Origin of the sequence: Pseudomonas sp. RIT-To-2 (assembly GCF_029623465.1) — a bacterium.
Lineage (GTDB): Bacteria > Pseudomonadota > Gammaproteobacteria > Pseudomonadales > Pseudomonadaceae > Aquipseudomonas > Aquipseudomonas silvicola.
In genome coordinates, this window is sequence record NZ_JAPYKM010000007.1 from 201,148 (window position 1) to 222,804 (window position 21,657).

Annotated in this window: 21 protein-coding genes; 8 read left to right on the forward strand and 13 right to left on the reverse strand. The window is 64.2% G+C overall.

Translation table 11 applies throughout. From position 1 onward, the window contains the following. The first annotated feature begins 118 nt into the window (after window positions 1-118). On the forward strand, window positions 119-637 hold the full coding sequence (gloA, locus tag QBK88_RS09030; protein WP_277961795.1) for a lactoylglutathione lyase: 519 nt from the start codon (window positions 119-121) through the stop codon (window positions 635-637). A 73-nt stretch (window positions 638-710) separates the two neighbouring features. Here gloA and ahpF read toward each other — a convergent pair whose 3' ends face one another. From ahpF to galU, 8 genes are all read right to left on the reverse strand, one after another. After that, on the reverse strand, window positions 711-2,273 hold the full coding sequence (gene ahpF, locus QBK88_RS09035) for an alkyl hydroperoxide reductase subunit F (protein ID WP_277961796.1): 1,563 nt from the start codon (window positions 2,271-2,273) through the stop codon (window positions 711-713). 116 nt (window positions 2,274-2,389) lie between these two features. Continuing rightward, window positions 2,390-2,953 carry an alkyl hydroperoxide reductase subunit C gene (ahpC, locus tag QBK88_RS09040; RefSeq protein ID WP_277961797.1) on the reverse strand — a complete coding sequence of 188 codons (564 nt, stop codon included), beginning with the start codon at window positions 2,951-2,953 and terminating at the stop codon, window positions 2,390-2,392. Between the two features lie 150 nt (window positions 2,954-3,103). Continuing rightward, window positions 3,104-4,105: a fimbrial protein gene (locus tag QBK88_RS09045; RefSeq protein WP_277961798.1), complete on the reverse strand. Its 1,002-nt coding sequence runs from the start codon at window positions 4,103-4,105 to the stop codon at window positions 3,104-3,106. Continuing rightward, complete coding sequence (locus QBK88_RS09050) at window positions 4,102-6,528, reverse strand: fimbria/pilus outer membrane usher protein (RefSeq protein WP_277961799.1); 2,427 nt, start codon at window positions 6,526-6,528, stop codon at window positions 4,102-4,104. Before QBK88_RS09050 ends, QBK88_RS09045 begins: the two co-directional genes overlap by 4 nt. After that, window positions 6,525-7,244 carry a fimbria/pilus periplasmic chaperone gene (locus QBK88_RS09055; protein ID WP_277961800.1) on the reverse strand — a complete coding sequence of 240 codons (720 nt, stop codon included), beginning with the start codon at window positions 7,242-7,244 and terminating at the stop codon, window positions 6,525-6,527. Before QBK88_RS09055 ends, QBK88_RS09050 begins: the two co-directional genes overlap by 4 nt. Before the next feature lie 66 nt (window positions 7,245-7,310). Further along, on the reverse strand, window positions 7,311-7,847 hold the full coding sequence (locus QBK88_RS09060) for a fimbrial protein (RefSeq protein ID WP_277961801.1): 537 nt from the start codon (window positions 7,845-7,847) through the stop codon (window positions 7,311-7,313). A gap of 314 nt (window positions 7,848-8,161) precedes the next feature. Beyond that, the gene (gorA, locus tag QBK88_RS09065) at window positions 8,162-9,520 is read right to left on the reverse strand and encodes a glutathione-disulfide reductase (RefSeq protein ID WP_277961802.1); all 1,359 of its coding nucleotides are present in this window, start codon (window positions 9,518-9,520) and stop codon (window positions 8,162-8,164) included. A 114-nt stretch (window positions 9,521-9,634) separates the two neighbouring features. Beyond that, a complete protein-coding gene (gene galU / locus QBK88_RS09070) occupies window positions 9,635-10,474 on the reverse strand; it encodes a UTP--glucose-1-phosphate uridylyltransferase GalU (RefSeq protein WP_277961803.1) in 840 nt (279 codons plus the stop codon). Window positions 10,475-10,804: 330 nt separating this feature from the next. Between galU and QBK88_RS09075 the strand changes: the two genes are divergently transcribed. Continuing rightward, window positions 10,805-11,083 carry a hypothetical protein gene (locus tag QBK88_RS09075; RefSeq protein WP_268142735.1) on the forward strand — a complete coding sequence of 93 codons (279 nt, stop codon included), beginning with the start codon at window positions 10,805-10,807 and terminating at the stop codon, window positions 11,081-11,083. A gap of 111 nt (window positions 11,084-11,194) precedes the next feature. Here QBK88_RS09075 and QBK88_RS09080 read toward each other — a convergent pair whose 3' ends face one another. Continuing rightward, a complete protein-coding gene (locus QBK88_RS09080; RefSeq protein WP_268142737.1) occupies window positions 11,195-11,551 on the reverse strand; it encodes a hypothetical protein in 357 nt (118 codons plus the stop codon). A 157-nt stretch (window positions 11,552-11,708) separates the two neighbouring features. Here QBK88_RS09080 and QBK88_RS09085 point away from each other — a divergent pair, with 157 nt between their 5' ends. The 6 genes from QBK88_RS09085 to QBK88_RS09110 all read left to right on the forward strand — a co-directional run bounded on the left by QBK88_RS09085 (window position 11,709) and on the right by QBK88_RS09110 (window position 16,900). Next, window positions 11,709-12,011: a DUF1883 domain-containing protein gene (locus QBK88_RS09085; protein ID WP_027977603.1), complete on the forward strand. Its 303-nt coding sequence runs from the start codon at window positions 11,709-11,711 to the stop codon at window positions 12,009-12,011. A 20-nt stretch (window positions 12,012-12,031) separates the two neighbouring features. Then, complete coding sequence (locus QBK88_RS09090) at window positions 12,032-12,193, forward strand: hypothetical protein (protein ID WP_277961804.1); 162 nt, start codon at window positions 12,032-12,034, stop codon at window positions 12,191-12,193. A 9-nt stretch (window positions 12,194-12,202) separates the two neighbouring features. Then, entirely contained in the window at window positions 12,203-12,859 is a 657-nt protein-coding gene (gene alkB, locus QBK88_RS09095) for a DNA oxidative demethylase AlkB (RefSeq protein ID WP_277961805.1), read from the forward strand. Window positions 12,860-13,279: 420 nt separating this feature from the next. Further along, window positions 13,280-13,987 (forward strand): lipopolysaccharide core heptose(II)-phosphate phosphatase PmrG, encoded by a 708-nt coding sequence (locus QBK88_RS09100; RefSeq protein ID WP_277961806.1) that lies wholly within the window; start codon window positions 13,280-13,282, stop codon window positions 13,985-13,987. Window positions 13,988-14,107: 120 nt separating this feature from the next. Continuing rightward, window positions 14,108-15,808, forward strand: a complete 1,701-nt coding sequence (gene arnT, locus QBK88_RS09105) for a lipid IV(A) 4-amino-4-deoxy-L-arabinosyltransferase (RefSeq protein WP_277961807.1) — start codon at window positions 14,108-14,110, stop codon at window positions 15,806-15,808. A 30-nt stretch (window positions 15,809-15,838) separates the two neighbouring features. After that, a complete protein-coding gene (locus QBK88_RS09110) occupies window positions 15,839-16,900 on the forward strand; it encodes a metallophosphoesterase (RefSeq protein ID WP_277961808.1) in 1,062 nt (353 codons plus the stop codon). Here the strand turns inward: QBK88_RS09110 and QBK88_RS09115 are convergent. The 4 genes from QBK88_RS09115 to QBK88_RS09130 all read right to left on the reverse strand — a co-directional run bounded on the left by QBK88_RS09115 (window position 16,891) and on the right by QBK88_RS09130 (window position 21,557). After that, a complete protein-coding gene (locus QBK88_RS09115) occupies window positions 16,891-17,886 on the reverse strand; it encodes a Csu type fimbrial protein (protein WP_277961809.1) in 996 nt (331 codons plus the stop codon). The two genes, QBK88_RS09110 and QBK88_RS09115, sit on opposite strands and share 10 nt — an antisense overlap. 62 nt (window positions 17,887-17,948) lie before the next feature. After that, a complete protein-coding gene (locus tag QBK88_RS09120) occupies window positions 17,949-20,279 on the reverse strand; it encodes a fimbria/pilus outer membrane usher protein (RefSeq protein WP_277961810.1) in 2,331 nt (776 codons plus the stop codon). Between the two features lie 27 nt (window positions 20,280-20,306). Continuing rightward, a complete protein-coding gene (locus QBK88_RS09125; protein WP_277961811.1) occupies window positions 20,307-21,029 on the reverse strand; it encodes a fimbrial biogenesis chaperone in 723 nt (240 codons plus the stop codon). Between the two features lie 15 nt (window positions 21,030-21,044). Then, window positions 21,045-21,557 (reverse strand): spore coat protein U domain-containing protein, encoded by a 513-nt coding sequence (locus QBK88_RS09130; RefSeq protein WP_277961812.1) that lies wholly within the window; start codon window positions 21,555-21,557, stop codon window positions 21,045-21,047. Window positions 21,558-21,657: the final 100 nt, after the last annotated feature.

A 21,657-nucleotide genomic window follows, 5' to 3' on the forward strand; every position in this document is an offset into this window, starting at 1 on the left:
ATTTGGCCTGAGCGACACAGTTGCGTATCATGGCAGGCCTTAACAAGAACTCTTATCCCATTGTGCTGGAACGACTTGGTCGTTTCATCGCCTTCTATCTTTCCTGTTCGGAGTTCCCATGAGCCTGCATGAACTGAATACCTTCCCCGGCGTGACCGCCGAGCCTGATGCCGCCACCCAGCAGTTTGTCTTCAACCACACCATGCTGCGGGTGAAGAACATCGAGCAATCGCTGGACTTCTATACCCGTGTGCTGGGTTTCAGCCTGGTGGAAAAGCGTGACTTCCCTGAAGCCCAGTTCAGCCTGTACTTCCTGGCGCTGGTGGACAAAGCGCAGATCCCGAGTGACGACGCCGAACGCCACACCTGGATGAAGTCGATTCCGGGCATTCTGGAGCTGACCCACAACCACGGCACCGAACACGATGCCGATTTCGCCTACCACAATGGCAATACCGACCCGCGCGGTTTTGGCCACATCTGCGTGTCGGTACCCGACATCCAGGCCGCGTGCGAGCGTTTCGAAGCCCTGGGCGTTAACTTCCAGAAGCGCCTGACCGATGGCCGCATGAAGAACATCGCGTTCATCAAGGACCCGGACGAATATTGGGTAGAGATCATTCAGCCGAATTTCTGACACCCCCTCGTTGCCACAAAAAAGCCCGCTGACCTTCATGAGGCCAGCGGGCTTTTTCGCAGGTGCCGGGTGATCAGGCCGGCGCGGAGGTGCGGATCAGGTGGTCGAAGGCCGCCAGGGAAGCCTTGGCGCCCTCGCCCACGGCGATGACGATCTGCTTGAACGGCACGGTCGTCACGTCGCCTGCCGCGAAGATACCCGGCAGGTCGGTTTCACCGCGGGCATCGACCATGATCTCGCCACGCTGGGACAGCTCGATGGTACCCTTGAGCCAGTCAGTGTTGGGCAGCAGGCCGATCTGCACGAAGATGCCTTCCAGGTCCACGGTGTGCACTTCGCTGGTCTGGCGGTCCTTGTAACGCAGGCCGTTGACCTTCTGGCCGTCGCCGGTCACTTCGGTGGTCAGGGCGCTGGTGATGACCGTGACGTTCGGCAGGCTGTGCAGCTTGCGCTGCAACACCGCGTCGGCACGCAACTGGCTGTCGAACTCCAGCAGGGTCACGTGGGCAACAATACCGGCCAGGTCGATGGCCGCCTCGACACCAGAGTTGCCGCCGCCGATCACCGCCACACGCTTGCCCTTGAACAGCGGGCCATCGCAGTGCGGGCAGTACGCCACGCCACGGTTGCGGTATTCCTTCTCGCCCGGCACGTTCATTTCGCGCCAGCGCGCACCGGTAGCCAGGATCACGGTCTTGGCCTTCAGGCTCGCGCCGCTGGCGAAGCGCACTTCGTGCAGTTGCCCATCCTTGCCCGGGATCAGCGCTTCGGCACGCTGCAGGTTCATGATGTCGACGTCGTATTCCTTGACGTGCTCTTCCAGGGCAACGGCCAGTTTCGGGCCTTCGGTGTGCTGCACCGAGATGAAGTTCTCGATGGCCATGGTGTCCAGCACCTGGCCGCCAAAGCGCTCGGCGGCGACGCCGGTACGGATGCCTTTGCGGGCAGCGTAGATAGCCGCGGCCGAACCGGCTGGGCCACCCCCGACCACCAGCACGTCGAAGGCGTCCTTGGCGTTGAGTTTCTCGGCCGCCTTGTCACCGGCACTGGTGTCAATCTTGGCGAGGATCTCTTCCAGGCCCATGCGGCCTTGGCCGAACACTTCGCCATTGAGGTACAGGCTAGGCACGGCCATCACCTGGCGGGCGTCGACTTCAGCCTGGAACAGCGCGCCGTCGATGGCCACATGGCGCACGTTGGGGTTCAGCACCGCCATCAGATTCAGCGCCTGGACCACGTCCGGGCAGTTCTGGCACGACAGCGAGAAGTAGGTTTCAAAATTGAATTCACCCTTGAGCCCGGCGATCTGTTCGATCACTTCGGCGCTCGCCTTGGAAGGGTGGCCACCGACTTGCAGCAGTGCCAGTACCAGGGAGGTGAACTCGTGGCCCATGGGGATGCCGGCGAAACGCAGGCTGATATCCGCGCCAGGGCGGTTGATGGAGAACGACGGCTTGCGTGCGTCATTCCCGTTGTCCAGCAGCGTGATCTTGTCCGACAACGTCTGGATGTCACGCAGCAGGCTCAGCAATTCCTGGGACTTCGCGCCGTCATCGAGGGAGGCGACGATCTCGATCGGTTGGGTGACCCGTTCCAGGTACGACTTCAACTGGGCTTTAAGATTGGCGTCCAACATGCGGGCGATTCCTTTTTCAGACAGTATAAAAAACGACGCCCGGGCGAATTCGCCCGGGCGTGTTCAGGGCGATGATGAAGCTATGGGATGATGCAGCTGATCATCGCCATGGGGACTCAGATCTTGCCGACCAGGTCCAGGGAAGGAGCCAGGGTGGCTTCGCCTTCTTTCCACTTGGCTGGGCAGACTTCGCCCGGGTGGGCAGCAACGTACTGAGCAGCCTTGACCTTGCGCAGCAGCTCGGAAGCGTCACGGCCAACACCACCGTCGTTCAGTTCGACGATCTTGATCTGGCCTTCCGGGTTGATCACGAAGGTGCCGCGGTCAGCGATACCGGCTTCTTCGATCAGCACGTCGAAGTTGCGCGAAATGGCGTGGGTCGGGTCACCGATCAGCGGGTACTGGATCTTGCCGATGGTTTCCGAGGTGTCGTGCCAGGCTTTGTGGGTAAAGTGGGTGTCAGTCGACACGCCGTAGATCTCAACGCCCAGGTCTTTGAACTGAGCATAGTTGTCAGCCAGGTCGCCCAGTTCGGTTGGGCAGACGAAGGTGAAGTCGGCTGGGTAAAAGAATACGACAGACCATTTGCCTTTCAGGTCGGCTTCGGTGACTTCAACGAACTTGCCGCCGTGGTAAGCCTGGGCTTTGAAAGGTTTGACTTGGCTGTTGATGATCGGCATCGGTAAATCTCCATGGGTTGTCGAACGGGTGAAAAACGTTGTGAGGCTCATACTAGACACATGAGCCGCTGAACGCTCATTGGCAAAGCTGATCTGCATGATTGGTTTTGCCTATCAGCGTGCCTAATATATAGAAGAATTGCATGAAGATCAGTTGTACGCGAATGTGAAGGTTGCGAGGGCCCCCGCGGACCCCGGGGTGACTACACGGCCCGTCTGCACGTAACGGGCCCGCAGCGGCACCGTGAACACCGCTTCGCCGTACACGACCGAACCGGCCTGAAACTGCCCCTGGTTGCCGACCACGGGTGAGTCGGCGCCGTAGGACACGGGCTGGCCATTGGGGCGCAGCACCTGGACGCCCAACCCGGTGGCGGTAGCGCTGCTGCGCAGATTGAGCACGTCTCCACGGTTGCCGGGGTCGGTGGCGTCGGTCAGGGTCACGTGCACGAAGAGCGGGTCCCCGCCTTGCCCACCCTGGCAGGCCAGGCGCAAGCTGAACGGCTGCGGGACAGTCCCGCTGCCCATTCCACCGAAATCCCTGGGATGATGCTCGCCCAGGTTCACCTCCATCACATGAGCGTCCGAGGCGACGTCGCACGTTGGTTTGTCGAGCATGACCTCGACCTCTGGCGACAAGAACCGCAGGCGGGTAGGTTCCAGCTCCCCGTACTGCTGCGATACCGCCTCCACAGGCAAGCGCAGACTCCCTTCGACCACGTGGCCGGTCTTGATCAATTCGACCCGGTAACTTGCCCTAGGGGTGTAATGATCTGCGGCGAGCGGCGTTCGCCGACGCGGCCAGTGATACGCCTCGTCCGTTCCCTGGTCGCGGATCCGGATGCCTACGCCAGGCACGCTGGTGGCGTATACGCCCTCCAGCTCGGTCGTTCCCGCGCCTGCCGCCGGCGCGTGAACCCAGCCTGTATCAAGCTCTGTGTCCCGGGTGCACGCCAACCCCGTGGACCCGCCGCTGAAGACGCGGGAGCTCAGTGTAGCCCCTACCGGAAGCAGCGCGGAGACCACGATCGGGGAGTCCAGGGTGGCCAAGGCCACCACCGGACCCTGCCCGTCGTAATACTGGCACGCCGCGTGCAGCGGGCCACTGGCCGCCACCAGGCACGCCAGCGCCCAGCCCTTGGTCTGTTTCATGTCGCCTCCTCCATGGTCTGCTCACACATCACGCTGATCACCTCCAGCGCTTCTGTTGCCCTGCCCAAAGCGTAATCGGCGGCGCACTGGTGTTCACCGCGCTCGCCCCACTGCAGGCGCAACTGCCCCTGGGCTTTCAGGCCGCGCGCCAGCACCCGGCTACCCTGGCCCACCACGCCCAGGGCCACGCCGTCGGTACCGGCCACCTGCGCACCGAACGGCAACAGCCGCCCATCGGCAAGGCGCAGGTGAATCAGCGCCGTACGCCCCGACTGGGTGGGATAGCGCAGCAATGTCACGGCGCCGGCGCGCGGCACCACTTCCTGACTGTTGGTGGCCAGTTCCACCGACAGCGGCAAGCCCAGCGGATCGATGTCCACCCGGTTGACCTGGTAGGGCATGAGGTTGGGAACGATGGCGAACCCGCGGCCGTCGACCCGCAGCTCGCTGCCATTGACCAGCCGAGCGCCCTTGGCCTCGGGCACCTGGACGATGCCGAAGGTTTCACCCAGAGGTTGGGCCAGGGTCACTCCCCCGCCGTGGGCAACCACCGCGCCGCGCGCACTGGCCGAGAGTTGACGGCTGCCCGCCCCCTGCCCAGCAGCTACGTTGTATTCGCCGTAGGGTTCCCGCCAGCCGGCGTAGGCGTTGAGGTAGCCGTTGTCACCGGGCTGGCTGGCGCTGACGCTGGCGCCGTAGTTGAACGGCCCGTGCGTGTTGCGGTAACCCACTTGCCCTTGGCTGAGGCGGGGGCTATGGGACAGCCCACTCGTGAGGCTGCCACGCGACCCACCCAGGGGCATGTTCATGCTCAACTGCAACAGGGTGCTGTCACGCCCGTGGGCGTCGCGCTCCCGGCTGGCGCTCAGCGCATAACCGAGGTCGGCGAACCGGTGGGCGTAACTCAAGGAATACCCCTGGAAGTCGCTGCTCTGCTCCCAGCCGCTGGACCGCCAGGCGCTGACATTGAGCTGGCCCCAGGCACTGCCCAGCGGCTGATTCAGGTTCAGGGTGGCCCGCGTACGTTCACGCCAGTGAGCGTCTGCGCCTTTGCCCTGCGCGCGGCCAGCCTGCGCCAGCGACTGATAACCCGGGCTGAAGGCATGCTGCACACTGAGCCCCAGGCGGGTGTCACTGTCGGCCAGCAAATGGCCCCAGGACAGCCGCGCCCGATGGCCCTGGTCGTCGCGGGCTCGGGCCTGAGCCACATCCAGACCCATGGCCCCCATGGGTGTGTTGAGCGCCGCACCGAGCAGCGCCTGTTGGTAATCGGCGGCCAGGATAGCGCCGGAATAGCCCGTCAAGGTGTCGTTGAAGCCCTGCTGCCAGGCACCCTGGGCGAACCACGGCGCGTTCTCCTGCTGGTGGCCCAGCTGTTGCCCCAGCCCCAGGCTGAAGCGCGATTGGCCGCTGCGCAAGGCCAGCGGCGCGGCGGCATTGGTCACGGTAAAACGCTGCTCACTACCGTCAGCCTCGGTCACTGTCACCTGCAGGTCACCGCCCACCGTGGCTGCGTACAGGTCATCGATCACGTAGGGGCCGGGCGGCACCACGGTTTCGCGCAACAGGCGCTCGCCCTGGCGGATCGCCACGCGTGCGTTGCTGCGCGCTACCCCCCGCACCACCGGTGCGAAACCACGCTGGGAAGCGGGCAACATCCGATCATCGCTGAACAGCGAGGCCCCTCGCATCTGCACGGACTCGAATAACTCACCCTGGGTGTTCAATTGGCCAATGCGCAGTTGAGCGCCCAAGGGCGCGACCTCGCGCTGCAGGTAATGGCCAAGCACCTGGTAACCGCCGTTGCTGGACAATGCCCCCTGGTGGCGCCATTGCCAGGCCCCCAGGTTCACCCCACTGGACAGGCCCGCGTAGCCTTGTGTGCGGGCGCCACCCTGGGGGCTGTCGACATCGAAAAACGACAGGTCATAACCTGCGAACGCACTGCTGACACCTGCCTCCCAGCGCTCGACCGGTACCTGGTCGCGGGCCTCACGAGCCAGCCATGCCTGGGGCACCTGCAACGCCAGGCGCTGTTCGGCCAGGTCCAGTTGCTGGTCTGCCTCGGCGACCCACTCGGGCAGCCAACGGCAGGATTCATCGGCACTGGCCAGGCGGCTGATATCCACGCCCAGACGCTTGAGCAGTGGCAGGTCGAAACAGGCGTGAGCCCGCCCATCCCGCTCATCGCGGCGATAGGGGATCAACAGGCGCCCCAGCGCACGGCCGTTGACCTGGGTGTCCAGCCAATACTCGCCCGGCAACGCCTGTGCCGGCAGGGAGAAGGCACTCAGGTCCACGTCGCCGGAAGCCCCTGGACGCAGGAAACGCGGCTCGAATTCAACCCGGGGCTCCATCGCCAAGGCTCCCTGAATGGCGGTACAGGCAGCAACGGCGACCGCACGCGCCGGCAAGCGGCTCATAGCATACCCACTTGGGCCTCACCCGGCCGCCCGGCACCATAATCGTCGAGGGCAATGTACCGGACAGAAGCATTGGCCCCCATGGAGGCGGTGCCATCCGGAAAAAAACGCGCCTGGGCAAAGGGCAGCACATGCCCGGCACCGGCTTGCAGCGCACGCCCGCCCGACACCAGGTTCACCTCACCCAGATTGACCACGTAAGGGCTTGGGTTGTCAGCGAGCAGAACCTGCCGGCCCCCCTCGCTCACCAGGCGCCAGCGAACGCCGGCGGGCGCTTCGGCGACCTTGCCAGGCAGGCCCTGGGGGCGATACATCAGCTTGATCCGCGTGCGAATGGCCATTTGCAACTGGTTGGCAGGTACCTCGGCACGCGGCGGTATCTGCAGCATGTTGAGCCAGAACAGGCTCTCGCGGTCGCTGGCCAATGGCTCACCGGTGTGCATGATGCGCAGGGCCTGGCCCTTGTCGGCCTCCACGCGGAACATGGCGGGGCTGACCAGAAATGGTACCTGGATGGCCTGAGGGTCGGCCGCGGCGTCACCGTCATCCAGCCATACCTGCAGCAAAGCCGGCGTGGGGTCGCGGTTCAATACCTGCACGGTCACCTCGGCGGCGCCGGCCGGGTAGATCACCCGCGTGGTCCCGATGACCACACTGGCATGGGCAGTCCCTGCCAGCAGCAAGGCTGCCAGCGAAACCAGAAATGATTTGAGCATCGCAATGATTCCCTTCAGGCGCAGGAAGGCGCGAAGGCCGGCGCAGCGGCCGGCCTCGCGAGCACGTCAGGGGTGCACGATGGAGTAGAGAATGCGGGTCTGGACTTGACCCGGGGTGACGGCGCCGACCGCGACGTATTCAGCGAAGTAATCCAGTCGGGCGTTGCCGTCCACCAGGTCGACGGCCTGGGAATTCTGCTCACCGGCGCCTTTGCTGACGTCCATCGGCTCGTGACGGACGTTGAGCAGGCCCACCTCCACCTCGGTGGCCTGATCAACACCGCCATCGATAAGCAGGCGCCCCGTCAGGGGATTGACGGTAGGGCCCGGCTCGAAATAGGTCATGACCCGGCCACTGTCGGGCGTGCAATTGCTCAGCCGGATGTCGAATGGTGTACGGCCGGCACCTTGGCCGGGGGCAGACAAGGCGGTCAAGGTCACGGAGGGCAGGTCTACCTGGAAGTCGGGCGTGCCGCCGTTGATTTCACACGTAGTGCCCTTGATTTCACCGACGAAGTCGATCTGGCCATCAGCGGCCATGGCAGCTGGCAAGGCCAGCAGGGAGCAAAGGCCGACAATCAGTGTTGCGCGTTGGGTTTTCATGCGTTCAGTTTCCCGTGGATACGTTGGCAGGCAGTGCACCGGTGGTGCCATTGCCCTGCGCTTCATTGCGCGGCGGCAGTATGTAATCGGGAAACCAAAAATAAATGCCGGCAGGGGTGACCCTGCCTGTAGGAAGGTAGCGTTGGCGCTATCGGAAAATGCCCGCCGCCCCACAACAAAGGCTCAAAAGCGGCACTTTCAAAGATGTAACAAAACGCAAATACAGCTCGACAGGGCCAGGGCGATACCGTAGGGATGGATCCACCGATACTGTTGGAAATACCAGTTGATACATCCCAATACGTATCAATTCATTATGTTGCCACGGGCGTACGCATGGTCACGAATTCTTCGGCCGCCGTGGGGTGCACGCCGATGGTCTCGTCGAATACCTGCTTGGTCGCACCGGCCTTGATCGCCACGGCCAGGCCCTGGATGATCTCGCCCGCCTCGGGGCCCACCATATGGCAGCCCAGCACGCGGTCGCTGGCGGCATCGACCACCAGCTTCATCAGCGTGCGTTCCTGGCACTCGGTAAGCGTCAGCTTCATGGGCCGGAAACGGCTCTCGAACACCTGCACGTCGAAGCCCTGCTCCCGTGCCTGCTCTTCCGTGAGCCCCACGGTACCGATGTTCGGCAGGCTGAACACCGCCGTAGGGATATGGGCGTAGTCCACCGGGCGGTATTGCTCAGGCTTGAACAGGCGGCGCGCCACGGCCATGCCTTCGGCCAAGGCCACGGGGGTCAGTTGCACGCGGCCGATCACATCGCCCAGGGCCAGGATCGACGGCTCGCTGGTCTGGAACAGTTCGTCCACGGCAATGAAGCCCTTGTCGTCCAGCTTCACCGAGACGTTTTCCAGCCCCAGGTTATCCAGCATCGGCCGGCGGCCGGTGGCGTAGAACACACAGTCGGCTTCCAGCACGCGCCCATCCTTGAGTGTGGCCAGCAGGCTGCCATCGGCCTGCTTGTCGATGCGCGCGATGTCACTGTTGAACTGCAGGTTCAGGCCACGCTTGGTCAGTTCTTCGCTCAGGTGCTCACGCACCGAACGGTCGAAGCCGCGCAGAAACAGATCACGGCGGTACAACAAGGTGGTCTCCGCACCCAGGCCATGGAAAATGCCGGCGAATTCGACGGCGATATAGCCGCCACCCACTACCAGCACGCGCTTGGGCAACTGTGGCAGGAAGAACGCCTCGTTGGAGCTGATGGCATGCTCACGCCCCGGAATATCCGGCACTTGCGGCCAGCCACCGGTGGCAATGAGGATCCGCTCGGTGCTGAAACGCTGGCCGTCGACCTCCACGTGGTGGGCATCGACGATACGGGCATGGCCTTCGAGCAGCGTGACGCCGCTGTTGACCAGCAGGTTGCGGTAGATACCGTTGAGGCGCTGGATTTCGCGGTTCTTGTTGGCGATCAGCGTCTGCCAGTTGAAATCGGCGTCACCCAGGGTCCAGCCAAACCCCTTGGCCTGCTCGAAGTCTTCGGCGAAATGGGCGCCGTACACCAGCAGTTTCTTCGGTACACAGCCGACGTTGACGCAGGTACCGCCCAGGTAGCGGCTCTCGGCCACCGCTACCTTGGCACCAAAACCAGCGGCAAACCGCGCCGCGCGAACACCGCCGGAACCGGCGCCTATTACAAACAGATCAAAATCGTGGGCCATGTCAGGTCTCCTTGGCAGACGGCCAATATACCGCAGCCGGCTGTGGCACAAAGCGAAAACGAAAACGCCGCGGGCTGAGCCGCGGCGTGTTCGGGTACAGCGACAGGGCTGGGCTTAGAACGCCTTGCCAGTCTTGTAGAAGTGCTCGAAGCAGAAGTTGGTGGCGTCGATGTAGCCTTCGGCGCCGCCGCAGTCGAAACGCTTGCCCTTGAACTTGTACGCCAGCACACAGCCGTTCTGGGCCTGTTTCATCAGGGCGTCGGTGATCTGGATTTCGCCGCCCTTGCCTGGCTCGGTCTGCTCGATCAGGTCGAAGATGTCCGGGGTCAGGATGTAGCGGCCGATGATGGCCAGGTTCGACGGTGCATCTTCTGGCTTGGGCTTCTCGACCATGCTGTTGACGCGGTAGATGTCGTCGCGAATCATCTCGCCGGCGATCACGCCATACTTGTTGGTTTCCGACGGGTCGACTTCCTGGATGGCAACGATCGAGCAACGGAACTGGTTGTACAGCTTGACCATCTGCGCCAGCACGCCGTCACCTTCCAGGTTGACGCACAGGTCATCGGCAAGCACCACGGCGAACGGCTCGTCACCGATCAGTGGGCGGCCGGTGAGGATAGCGTGGCCCAGGCCTTTCATTTCGGTCTGGCGGGTGTACGAGAAGGTGCACTCGTCCAGCAGCTTGCGGATACCGACCAGGTATTTTTCCTTGTCGGTGCCCTTGATCTGGTTTTCCAGCTCATAGCTGATGTCGAAGTGGTCTTCAAGCGCGCGCTTGCCGCGGCCGGTGACGATGGAGATCTGGTTCAGACCCGCTTCCAATGCCTCTTCGACACCGTATTGGATCAGTGGCTTGTTGACCACCGGCAGCATTTCCTTGGGCATGGCTTTGGTCGCTGGGAGGAAGCGAGTGCCGTAACCGGCTGCTGGGAACAAGCATTTCTTGATCATATGAGTCCTTACAAAGGGCTGTGCTTACGAGTTTCGGCGCAGTCTAATCAGGCGGCGGCCACCTTACAATGCCCTGCCACTGGCCGACCGATGGAGAAATAGAGAAAACCACGGGGAGATAGTTCCATGCTGCCATCAATTTTCATCCCATGGGGATGGTTTTAGCAGTTGACGCCAGCATCGCAAGGCAGAATTTCACGCGAGGGCTGTTCGCCGACCGGCGCCTTGTATAGCATCAGGCATCCCCCGATGGCGCACCCTGGCGCCCGCGGCAGGATGGCCGACCCTCGCGTCGCCGCCCTTCCACCTTTCTGCAATGATGAACCTTTGATGAACAGACTCCTGGCACTTTTCGCGGTCCTGGCTTTGGGTGGGTGTGCGTCCGCCACGCCCACGGTATTGAAAAACGGCAAGCAAGGCCTGAGCATCGACTGCTCTGGCGCCGCGGCGTCGTGGGACGCCTGCTACCAGAAAGCCGCCCAGGCCTGCGACGGCGGCCGCTATGACATCGTCGGCACAGCGGGCACGGCCCCCAAGGACAGTGACAAGACCTTGGGGGCAGACATCGGCAACTACACGAGCCGCACGGTGACGGTGGTGTGCAAGTAGAACCTGCCAGGTATGTGCCTCTGGCCTTTTCGCCGCCCTTGAGATCGCGCGCCGCGCAGGCGGCGCGCGATCTCAAGGGCGATAAAGGCACAACGGCAGGCCTTCAACCATTCACTCCCCGGAAATACACGCCGTGACCGCCCGCTGCACATCATGCGGCCGGATGGGCACGTTGGAAATGCGCTCGTGAAGCCGGATGCTGCTGCCATCATTGGAGCGTCTGTCGATATCGATGATCGCCGCCGGGCTGGAAGACAGCTTCTGCGGCACGATAACCCGGAACCCCTCGCGCCAGGGCTCGACCGTGGAGGGCTTGCGCGTCTCGGCCAGGTGCCCCACCACGCAGTCACTGAACTGGCGGGGCGACTTGCCGGAAATGACCGCCATGGTCTCCGGGCTCTTTTCGATTTCCGCCACGCTGGCACATCCACCCAGCAATCCCACTACCGCCAGCCACGCCCATTTCATACCCGAAACTCCCTTGCAAAAGACTGTGTGACCACCTCAAGTGGCCATTTGCTCCAATTGGTCGCAAATATTCCTGCCCCTGCGCATGAAACACGGCGGCGCAGGGCCGACCATGGTATCGTTTTGGTTTGCCAAAAGATGCATCCCGGAGAAACGCATGAAATTCGTACACCAGCGCGAGCACCTCAACGAAGACGACCTGGTCGTCATCGAATGCTCCCAGCGCTGCAATATTCGCCTGATGAGCGACGCCAATTTCCGCAGCTTCAAGAATGGCGGGCGCCACACCTACCACGGCGGCCAGTTCGATACCTTCCCGGCCAAGATCACTGCGCCGAGCACCGGGTTCTGGAACATCACCATCGACACCACCGGCGCCAAGCTGGCCATGGGCGCGCACCGCAAGGCCTTCACCCACAAGATCAAAATCGTGCGCCGCTCGGCTTCCAAGTTCAGTTGACCCTACCTGCAGGTACCACCGTGACCAAGTACGTCATCCATTACAAGATCAACGGCGAACGCCGCTGGGATTTCGCCCACCTTGAAACCGGCTCGCTGGACGAAGCCAAGGCCGCCCTGGCGGCCATTCATGGCGAGGGCGCCGACCCTATCACCGATATTCGTATCAGCAAGGCGCTGTAACCCCGCGCCATGAACCTGGACCTGTTCGACGAGGCGGCCAGCCATCAGCCGCCCAGAACCGAGCAGATCGGCCCGCAGACCTTCGTGCTGCGTGCCTTCGCCCTGCCCTTCATCGACGACTTGCTGCCACCCTTGCGCGCGGTACTCAAGGCTGCGCCCTTTCGACGCATGGTGACGCCAGGCGGGCAGAACATGTCGGTGGCATTGAGCAACTGCGGCCCGCTGGGCTGGACCACCGACGCCCGTGGCTACCGTTACACCGGTGTCGACCCGCAGACCGGCCTGCCCTGGCCTGGCCTGCCGCAGAGTTTCCTGCGCCTTGCCGCCGCCGCGGCGGCCCAGGCCGGCTTCGTCGATTTCCGGGCCGATGCCTGCCTGATCAACCGCTACGTACCCGGCGCGCGCATGTCGTTGCATCAGGACCGCGATGAGCGCGATTTCGATGCGCCCATCGTTTCCGTGTCCCTGGGCCTGCCAGCGATGTTCCAGATGGGAGGCCTGCAGCGCAGCGATCGAGCGCTGAGGGTGCCGCTGCTGCATGGCGATGTGATGGTCTGGGGAGGTGTCGACCGCCTGCGCTTTCACGGGGTGCTGCCGCTCAAAGAAGGCCACCACCCGGTGATGGGGCCACAGCGCATCAACTTTACCTTGCGCAAGGCGGGGTAAGGGCGTGCATGGCATGGGGTTCATGCCGTACTTGAGATAGAGCGCCGCCCGCGCGGCGCGTTCGCGAGCAAGCTCGGCTCCCACCTCTGTTTCGGGCCCGTCATGTTTGTGAGCTCACCGTGACCGCCTTGTTGGCCCCCTGTGATTCTGCGGCGCCCGATAAAGGCAATGACCTGATTAAATACTTACAAAAGATTTCCTGCTAACACACTTTCCAACCCGGCACCCAAACAAACGCTGAACATTCTCCAACCCAACTTCTCCTGCACTTTCTCGTTCCGATTTTTTTACATCTTTTTCATCGCGTTGCCACGCCTTGCCTTTTATTTTGCTCCTCACCCTTAGTGCTCATTCCATTGTAACAATCGAGCACTCAACTCGGTGAATCACTGTTCACCCCGTTCAGCAGGAGCATCACCGATGGCCCAGACCCTCAGCGCCGCCGCTTCGCCGCCCACCCTACCGCGGCGCCGGCCACTCTGGCTGCGCGCGACCCTGACCACCACCCTGGCCGCGGCGATCATCGCGGGCCTGCTATGGGCGTTCGGCCTGTGGCCACGTTCGCCGATGGACCTGGGCCGCGGTGACAACGCGCTTGCGGCTGGCTTGCTGACCCACTGGCAGGCGGGCGAACTGGTGGTGCTGGTCCGGCACGCCGAACGCTGCGACCGCTCCGGCAACCCCTGCCTGGGGCCTGCCGATGGCATCACCCGGCAGGGCGGCGAAACCGCCGCGGCCGTGGGCCAGGCCCTTAAAAGCCTGGGCATGGGCCATGCCGACGTGCTCGCCAGCCCCCTGACCCGCACCACCCAGACCGCCCTCTACATGGTCGACCGCACGGTCCCCGCGCCACAGTGGCTGGCAGACTGCGACGCCTCGCTGCTGGCCAATGTCATCGCCCACAAGGTGCCCCAGCGCAACCTGGTCGCGGTGACCCACAGCGGCTGCATCGGCCATGTGGAGAAGCAACTGGGCTACCCCCGCGCAGCCAGCGCCGAGTACAGCAGCGCACTGTTCATGACCGTGGACGAACAGGGCAAGGCGGCCGTTCTCGGGGTCATGAACGTGGAGAAATGGACGCAGGCCCTCGCCCGCCTGAAGTTGGCCCAGCCACCGAGCAATTTGTAATGTGAAGTTTCATCATTAATTTCCAATCACTGATTACTCTATAGTTGTCGCCCTTAATAACTGTGTAACAACAGCGTGCCTGATCACCACGCCGTAATACTCTTTCGTGGGTCTTTGACGATGAATACTTTGTTACACCGCGTGCCGGCCACGGTCCTGCGCGCGGCTACTACGCGCCATGGGCTATTGTTGATTGCGGCAGTCTTCGTGCTGGCGTATGCCGTGCCGTTGCCTTTCCACGGTTTATGGATTCCCGACGAAACCCGTTATGCGCAGATCAGCCAGGAAATGCTCTCGAGCGGCCACTGGGCAGCCCCGCACTTCATGGGCCTGCGCTACTTCGAAAAACCCGCCGGCGGCTACTGGTTCCTGGCGCTGGGCCAGGCCCTGTTCGGCCAGACCCTGTTCGGCGTGCGTATTGCCTCAGCCATCAGCCTGGGCCTCAGCGGCTTGCTGGCCTATTTCCTGGCCGGGCGCCTGTGGCCGGGCAGCGACAAGCGCCTGAGCTGCGCACTGGTGTACATGAGCTTTGGGCTGATCGCCGGCCAGGCCGGCTACGCCAACCTCGACCCCTTGTTCACCCTGTGGGTCAATGCCAGCCTGGCCAGCCTGTGGTTTGCCCTGGCCAGCTCCGGCCGCCGCCAGCGGCGGGTGGGCTGGGCACTCGTTGGCGCGGCTTGCGCCCTGGGCTTCATGACCAAGGGCTTCCTGGCGTTGCTGCTGCCGGTACTGGTCGCCGTGCCGTACATGGCCTGGCAACGTCGCCTGCCGGAACTGGTCAGCCACGGGCTGATCGCGGTCGGTGTCACGCTGCTGCTGACCCTGCCCTGGGCGTTGGCCATCCACCAGCAGGAAGCCGATTTCTGGCGCTTTTTCTTCTGGCATGAGCACGTACGCCGCTTCGCCGCGGACAATGCCCAGCACGCCCGCCCCCTGTGGTTCTACCTGCCCATTCTGGTCGCCAGCAGCCTGCCATGGGCACTGTGGCTTCCCAAGGCCCTGGCCCAGGGCTGGCGGGAGCGACGTTCGCAGCCCATCGCCTTCCTGTTGCTGTGGTTTGCCTTGCCACTGGCGTTCTTCAGCCTCAGCCGCGGCAAACTGCCCACCTACATCATGCCCTGCCTGCTACCCCTGGCCCTGTTGATCGGCCATGCCCTGGTGGAGCGTCTGAGGGCGGGCGCCGGCGCCTGGCTGCGCGCCAACGCCCTGTTCAACCTGGCGCTGGGGGCTGCTGCCCTGCTGGTGCTGGCGGGCCTGCAACTCACCCGGCCGCTCTACGTGGATGAGCCTTTGCACCTGCTGCTGATCAGCCTGGGGCTGGGGGTATTCGCCGTCGCCAACGCCCTGGCAGTGATGCGGCCGTTACGCCACCCTCTGACTCCGGCGCTGGCCATGCTCGCACTGGTGGCCGTGCTGCCAGCAGCGGTACCGCGCAGCATCACCGACAGCGAAACGCCGGACACCTTCACTGCCCAGCACCTCGATGCCCTGCGTGAAGCCCACGCCCTGGCCAGCAACGAGTTGGGGGCGGCGTCGGGGCTGGCCTGGCACACCGGGCGCCCCGACATCACCCTGTACAACGTCACCGGCGAAGCGCAATACGGCCTGGGCTACCCCGATGCCCAAGGCCGTGCCGTGGACATGGACGGCATCAACCCATGGCTGGCCCGCCAGCGCCAGGCGGGGCCGGTAGCCCTGCTGTTGCGGGTGCGCTCGCAGACTGATAAACGTGAACTGGCCATCTTGCCCACCGGCGCTACCCGCTACGACCGCGGCGAAATGACCCTGCTGTTCTACCCGCGACTCCCGTCCACCCCTTGATGCCGGGACACCTGGCAAGGCAACACACCCATGGGCAGTGCGATACGCCACACTCCCCCACACCGGCGCAGCGGCTGGCGGCGGCTGCGCAACGGTTTGCTGGCTATCTTGTTGACTGGCGGCACCTGTGCCCTCGCGGGCGCGAGCTGGGTGTATTACTACCCAGTGGCAGCCTATACGCCCCTCACCGGCCTGGCCCCCGGGCATGTGGCAATGATCGCCCTGGGTGACCAGGGCAGTGGCAGCCTGCAGCAATGGGCCGTGGGCCGGGCCATGGAAACGGTGGCAGAGCGTGACGGGCGCCTGGACCTGGTGGCGTTGCTGGGCGACAACTTCTACGGCAAGGACCTGACCGGTGTCGACGACGTCAGCTGGCAGACCCGGTTCGAGAAGGTCTACCGCGGCCGATGGCTCAGCCATGTGCCGTTTTATGCGGTGCTGGGCAACCACGACTACCCGGTGTCGCAGCAGGTTGAGCTCGACTATGCGCATCGCCATGTGGGCTCCGGCCGTTGGCAGATGCCCGACCACAGCTACACCCGAGACTTCGGCCAGGTCGATGGCCGGCCGCTGCTGCGCGTGGTGTTCCTCGACACATCGGTGGCCGCCGCCGATCTGGAAGCTCAGGTGCAGGTCATGGAGCAGGCCTTCGAGCAACCGGGACCCGAACCGGTATGGCGCATTGTCACCGCCCACCACCCCCTGCGTAATGTCGGTGAGCACAACGAGGATTCACAACTGGCCGCTGCCTTGCTACCCACGCTGTTACGCCACCACGTGGACCTGTACCTGTCCGGCCACGACCACAGTCATCAGTTGCTGCTGCGCCCGGGCGAACCCGCCTGGGTGATCTCCGGCGGTGGCGGGCAGAAACTCTACCCGTTGCTGCACGTCAACCAACCCCATGCCTTCGCCGCCTCCGAGGCCGGTTTCGTCAAGCTGGACCTCAGTGCCAGCCAGCTGGACCTGGTGTTCTACAACGAGCACGCCATCGCCACCGCCCGGTTCCACTGGCAGCGAGCCTGCCCGTGGCTGGCCAATGGCTGCCTGCAGGCCGTCACCGCTCTGCATGACCAGCCGACTCAGAAGTAGACGGTGGCCTTGACCGTATCGCTGTAACTGTCTGGTGTCGGCACCGACTGCACGGGCACACGGCCGTACACCGTCAGCGCCTGGGCACTGCCACTGCCGGTGCCCGCAGCCATGCTGGTGCTGTTGGTTCCATCGCCCCAGGGCGTGGCATGGGCACTGTCCAGGTACAACTGGTAACTGACCTTGCCGCCGCTACTGGCACCCACCATCTGCCGACTGGCGACGGTGCCACTGGTGGTACCGCCATCCAGCGCCACTTCATAGGCATCGCCATTGGTGCATTGCACACTGATGCTCGTACTCGAGGTCACGGCACTGTTCAGCAAGGTGGTACTGCCAAAGCTCAGGGGTGTGGTGGTGATGTTGCAATTGTTGATGACCGTGGCGTTGACCACGAAGGGAAAGCGCACGGTCTGGGCGGCCATGGACGCACACGTGGGGACAATCAGTTCGTAGAACTGATAGTCGAGCCGCGTGTACGCGCCGGAAAAACTCTCGCTGTAGACCGTGCTGCTATTGCTCACCGTGGGCACTGTGGTCTGGCCCGCGGGTACCCGGCCATAGATCGTCGCCGTGGCGGAGCTGCTGGTGGACACCAGCGCCAGCGTGCTGCTCAGGGTCATGGACAAGGGGGTGGTGGCACTGGTGTTGCTGGTGGAGCCCCAGATGGCCGAATACGCCGAGTCGGTGTACAGGTTGTAGCTGAGCAGGTTGCTGCCATTGGCCAGGCTGCGGGGCGCGGCGCTGCTGGAGCTGTCGCCGGTGCCCAGGTTGGCACACACCAGTACATAGCGCAGCAGCGTCGCCGCGTCCCAGGTACAGGTCACGGTGATGGAACCGCTGGCACTGGTGGCGATGTTGGCAATCGGGCTGATGGTGCCGAAGGCCACGCCGGAGCTGCTGGCGGTGCAGGAATTGGTCGCCTGCGCCGACGCGCAGAAGCCCAGCGTCAGCAGCAAGAACAGGCCAGCGCACACGCGTTTCATCCCGACGCCACGCCAACTCCTGTACCCACGCCGATCTGGCCTGATCATCCTGGCTTGCCTCATCAATCGCCCTCCTTGAGCGGTACACAGGGAAACGGCCCCAGGGTAGGCAGCACCTGCCCGGTGGGCGGGTTGAAGGCGAACGTGACCTGGCATCGCACCTGCGGCCCCTCCACCCGCAGGTGGTTGAGCGCCACCAGCCCGTCGACGAAGGTGATGCCGTCATAGCCCATGACGGTGTCGGCCCCGGCTTCCATGGAGTGAACGCGCAAACCGGCCGGCAACGGCTTGCCGGCCAGGTCCTGGACGATGATCGACGCCGCCTGGTAGGGCTTGAGGGCAAAGCGCACCAGCACGCCGGAGCGCGACTGCGGCACCACTGCCTGGTTGGTGGCGGCCACCTGCACATTGGCGGGCAACCCAAGGCTGTTGATCGACACCTGATTGCCACGGTAGGCATCCAGGTCCGGCACCAGGAAATGGCCACTGCTGTCGGTGGTACCGATCTCGCGGTTTTCGTGAACCACCGGAATACCGGCCACGCCGTCGGTGGACACCAGGGCGAAACCGTCGCCGATACGCCGGGCGGTCTCCACGCTGCCATCCATCCACACCAGCGCGCCCGTGGTGTCCACTGACCACAACTGGCTGCCCGCGACCTGCTGGGTGCTGGCCGTGACCTGAGCGTGGTCGCCCAGGTACTGCACCTGGGCCAGTTGGTAGTCGCTGCCGCCCCCGCCACTGGTCTGCGCGCCCCAACCCCAGCCACCGCCGTAGTCCGGGGCCTGGGCGGCGCTGACGGCATAGCCGGCCTGTTTGCCCTGGTAGCTGGCACTGCTGCTCACCGACGTACGTTCCCCCAGAGAGTAACTGAGGTTCACAAACGCTCCGCGGGATGCAGGGTCGCGCACGTCCTGGTACAGGTTGAGCGTCACCGACAGCCGATGGGACAGGCTCAGGGAATGCCCGACACTGATCACATGCGAGGCACCGCTGCCCGGCACCTTGTAGCCCAGGTAACTGAGCGACAGGCTCTGGTTGCTGGCCATTGGGAACGACAGAGTCAGGCGGTCGCTGACGCTGGGCACCGGCGTACCGTCGCGGGCCGCCAGGTCGCCGTAATTGCCCGCGGTGCGCAAGGTCTGGGCATTGATGCTGAAACGCGGGGTGATGTACTGGTAGCCCAGCCCCCATTGCATGCCCGCCATGCCAGCGCTGGCCGCCAGCGAAGCATTGACCACGCCGTGCTGTCCCAGCCGGTACAGAGCACCGCCACCGGCGTTGTATACGCCCGGCGTCACCTCACCATGGCCTTCCACGGTCAAGGCATCGCTGAGGCCGTAGCGCACCGACGCGCTGCTGGCGGTGCGCGGCGAATAGTCGAACGAGTCGACGCTGTAGTTGTGTCGCAGGTAGCCCAGTTCCAGCGAATAGCTGGACAGCCCGGGTGCCATCAGGCGAGTGTCCACGTATAGCGGCACCGAGGTGCTGACCGACCGCCCCAAGGCGTCGCGGGTGACTACCGTCGCCTGGCCGGCACCGGTAATGCCCGGTACCGTCTGGTCGATGATGTAGGGCCCGCTACTGACCGAGCCGCTGTACTGCTGGATGCCGTTGACGTACAGGCTGACCGCCGACGGCACCACCGCCGAACCGCTATAGGTGGGTAACGGAAAGGTCACCAGGTCGGGGCGCAGGGCAAAATTGCTCTTGTACTGTGCGCCACCCAGGCGCACTGAACGGGTCCAGTCCAGCGAGCCGCTGATGGTGTCGCCCAGTTGCCAGGTACTCAGGGTGTCGGGGTCCGAATGGCTCCAGGCACTGTCATAGCGCACATAATGCTGGCCGGCGGTGGCCGGGTAGGAATAGGCGGTACCGGTGGTGCTGTAGACACCATGGGCATCAAAGAAGCGCTCTTCGCTCCACAACGCCAGCCGGTTGCCGCTGTCATCGTGCGAGGCATAGGCGTCATAGTTCAACACCAGGCCGCGGTCCACCGCGCTGGGCCGGGGCTGCGCCGTGGCGCCGGGGTTCAGGTGGCGGGGCTTGCGCAGGCTGTCGGCCAGGCGCAGGTCCACGCTCTGCTGGCCGGCGTCATAACGGTAGGTCACCCCAGGCAGGTCATCGAGGCGCACCACGCGCGAGGGGCTCACCCCCAGAGCCGCCAGGTTCAGCCCCACCTCATCCAGCGACTGACCATCGGTGCTCAGGTGCCCACCCTGCTCGCTGAAATGTGCCACGGTGCCCGTGGGCTGGCCGTTGAGCTGCACCTCCAGGTACAACTCGCCCGCGGCACGCGCCTGCCCCGCGGCCATGCCCAAGGCAGCCATCATGCCCATGGCCAGGACCATCCGGTAACGCGAGGAGCGCGAACGGGGTTCATCTCGACTCACTCGAACCTGCCATGCCAGCGCCCCACCTCAGCCCTCGCCCGCCACCTTGAACGTGCTGGGGCGGCCGTCCAGGTTGACCTTGATCAGCAGCGGCCCATCCAGCCGCGCCGGGCTGGCGGCGGGCAACGGCCACTGCCGCGCGTGGCCGGCCAGGGCATACCCGAGCAGGCCCTTGCTGACCTGCAAGGCGTGGCCGGCGCTGTCCACCAGGCTCAAGGCGCCTACCTGGGTGTGGCGCTGACCATTGTTGGCCAAGCGCAACTGCCACTGACCCGCGTCGCGTACCACCCGCCAGGCCAGGCTCACCGGCGCGGTGCGGGCGGGGGCGACGAACACCGGCACCGAGTAGCGCATGCGAATGGCCACGCCCACCGGCTGGTCGCTGCCCGGCGGCGGGATCTCGTCGATCAGCAGCCGGTAGCTCTGCTCCACCGCCGGGTTGCCGGCTTGCACCCGTATCAGCCGAATCAATTGCTGACCATGCCCGGCCAGTTGAATGATCGGCGGGCTGGCCACCACTTCGGGGCTGGGGCTGAGCACATCGCCGTTGGCGTCCTGGTCCCACCGGAACACCCGGACCTGGCCGTACACCGGTGTGTCCCCGGGGTTGTCGAGTGCCAGGCCCGCGGCGTTCTGCCCTTGGGTGAAGTCCACCTTGACCGGTGCCACTTGCAAGGTCGCTGCCAGTACCTGAGCGTTCAGGCACGCGGCCACGCACAGGCCGCACAGCGTGCTGCGAAACATGGACATGGGTGAAACTCCCCGTCAGAAATAAACCGTGGCGGTGACCGTCGAGTTATAGGTATCAGGGGTAGGCGTGGTCTGGGTCGGTACCTGGCCATACACCGTCAGGCTCTGGGCACTGCCGGTACCGGTGCCGGCCACCGTGTCGCTGCCCTGGGTGTTGCCCCAGTTGGTGCTGAGCGCCGAGTCTTGCATCAGTTTGTACGACACGGTGCTGGTGGTATTGCCGGTGGCGGTGCCGGCCATCAGCCGCGTGGTGGTCGTGGAGCTGGTGACGCCGCCGGCGTTGAGGCCAATGTTGTAGGGGGTGCTGTTGCTGCAGGTCACCGACAGCGTGGTACTGCCGGTCACGGCGGTAGTCAGCAGGCCGGTGCTGCCGAAGGCCATGGCATTGGCCGACACCGTACAGCTGGCGGTGATGGTCAGCGACACGAGGAATGTCGCCGTGGCCGTTCCGTTGGAGTAGGTGGCTGCCTGTCCAGGCAGCACGGTAACACTCAATAGCAATCCGATTGCAGCAGCCAAACCTTTCATGGGGCCTCCCGCCTCTGGCGTGTCGTTCCGTCGCTGGAAAAACTATGCGCCTGCCACTACAGCGGGAGTATTTCGACTTTGTAGGCCATGGCGCCCGGCG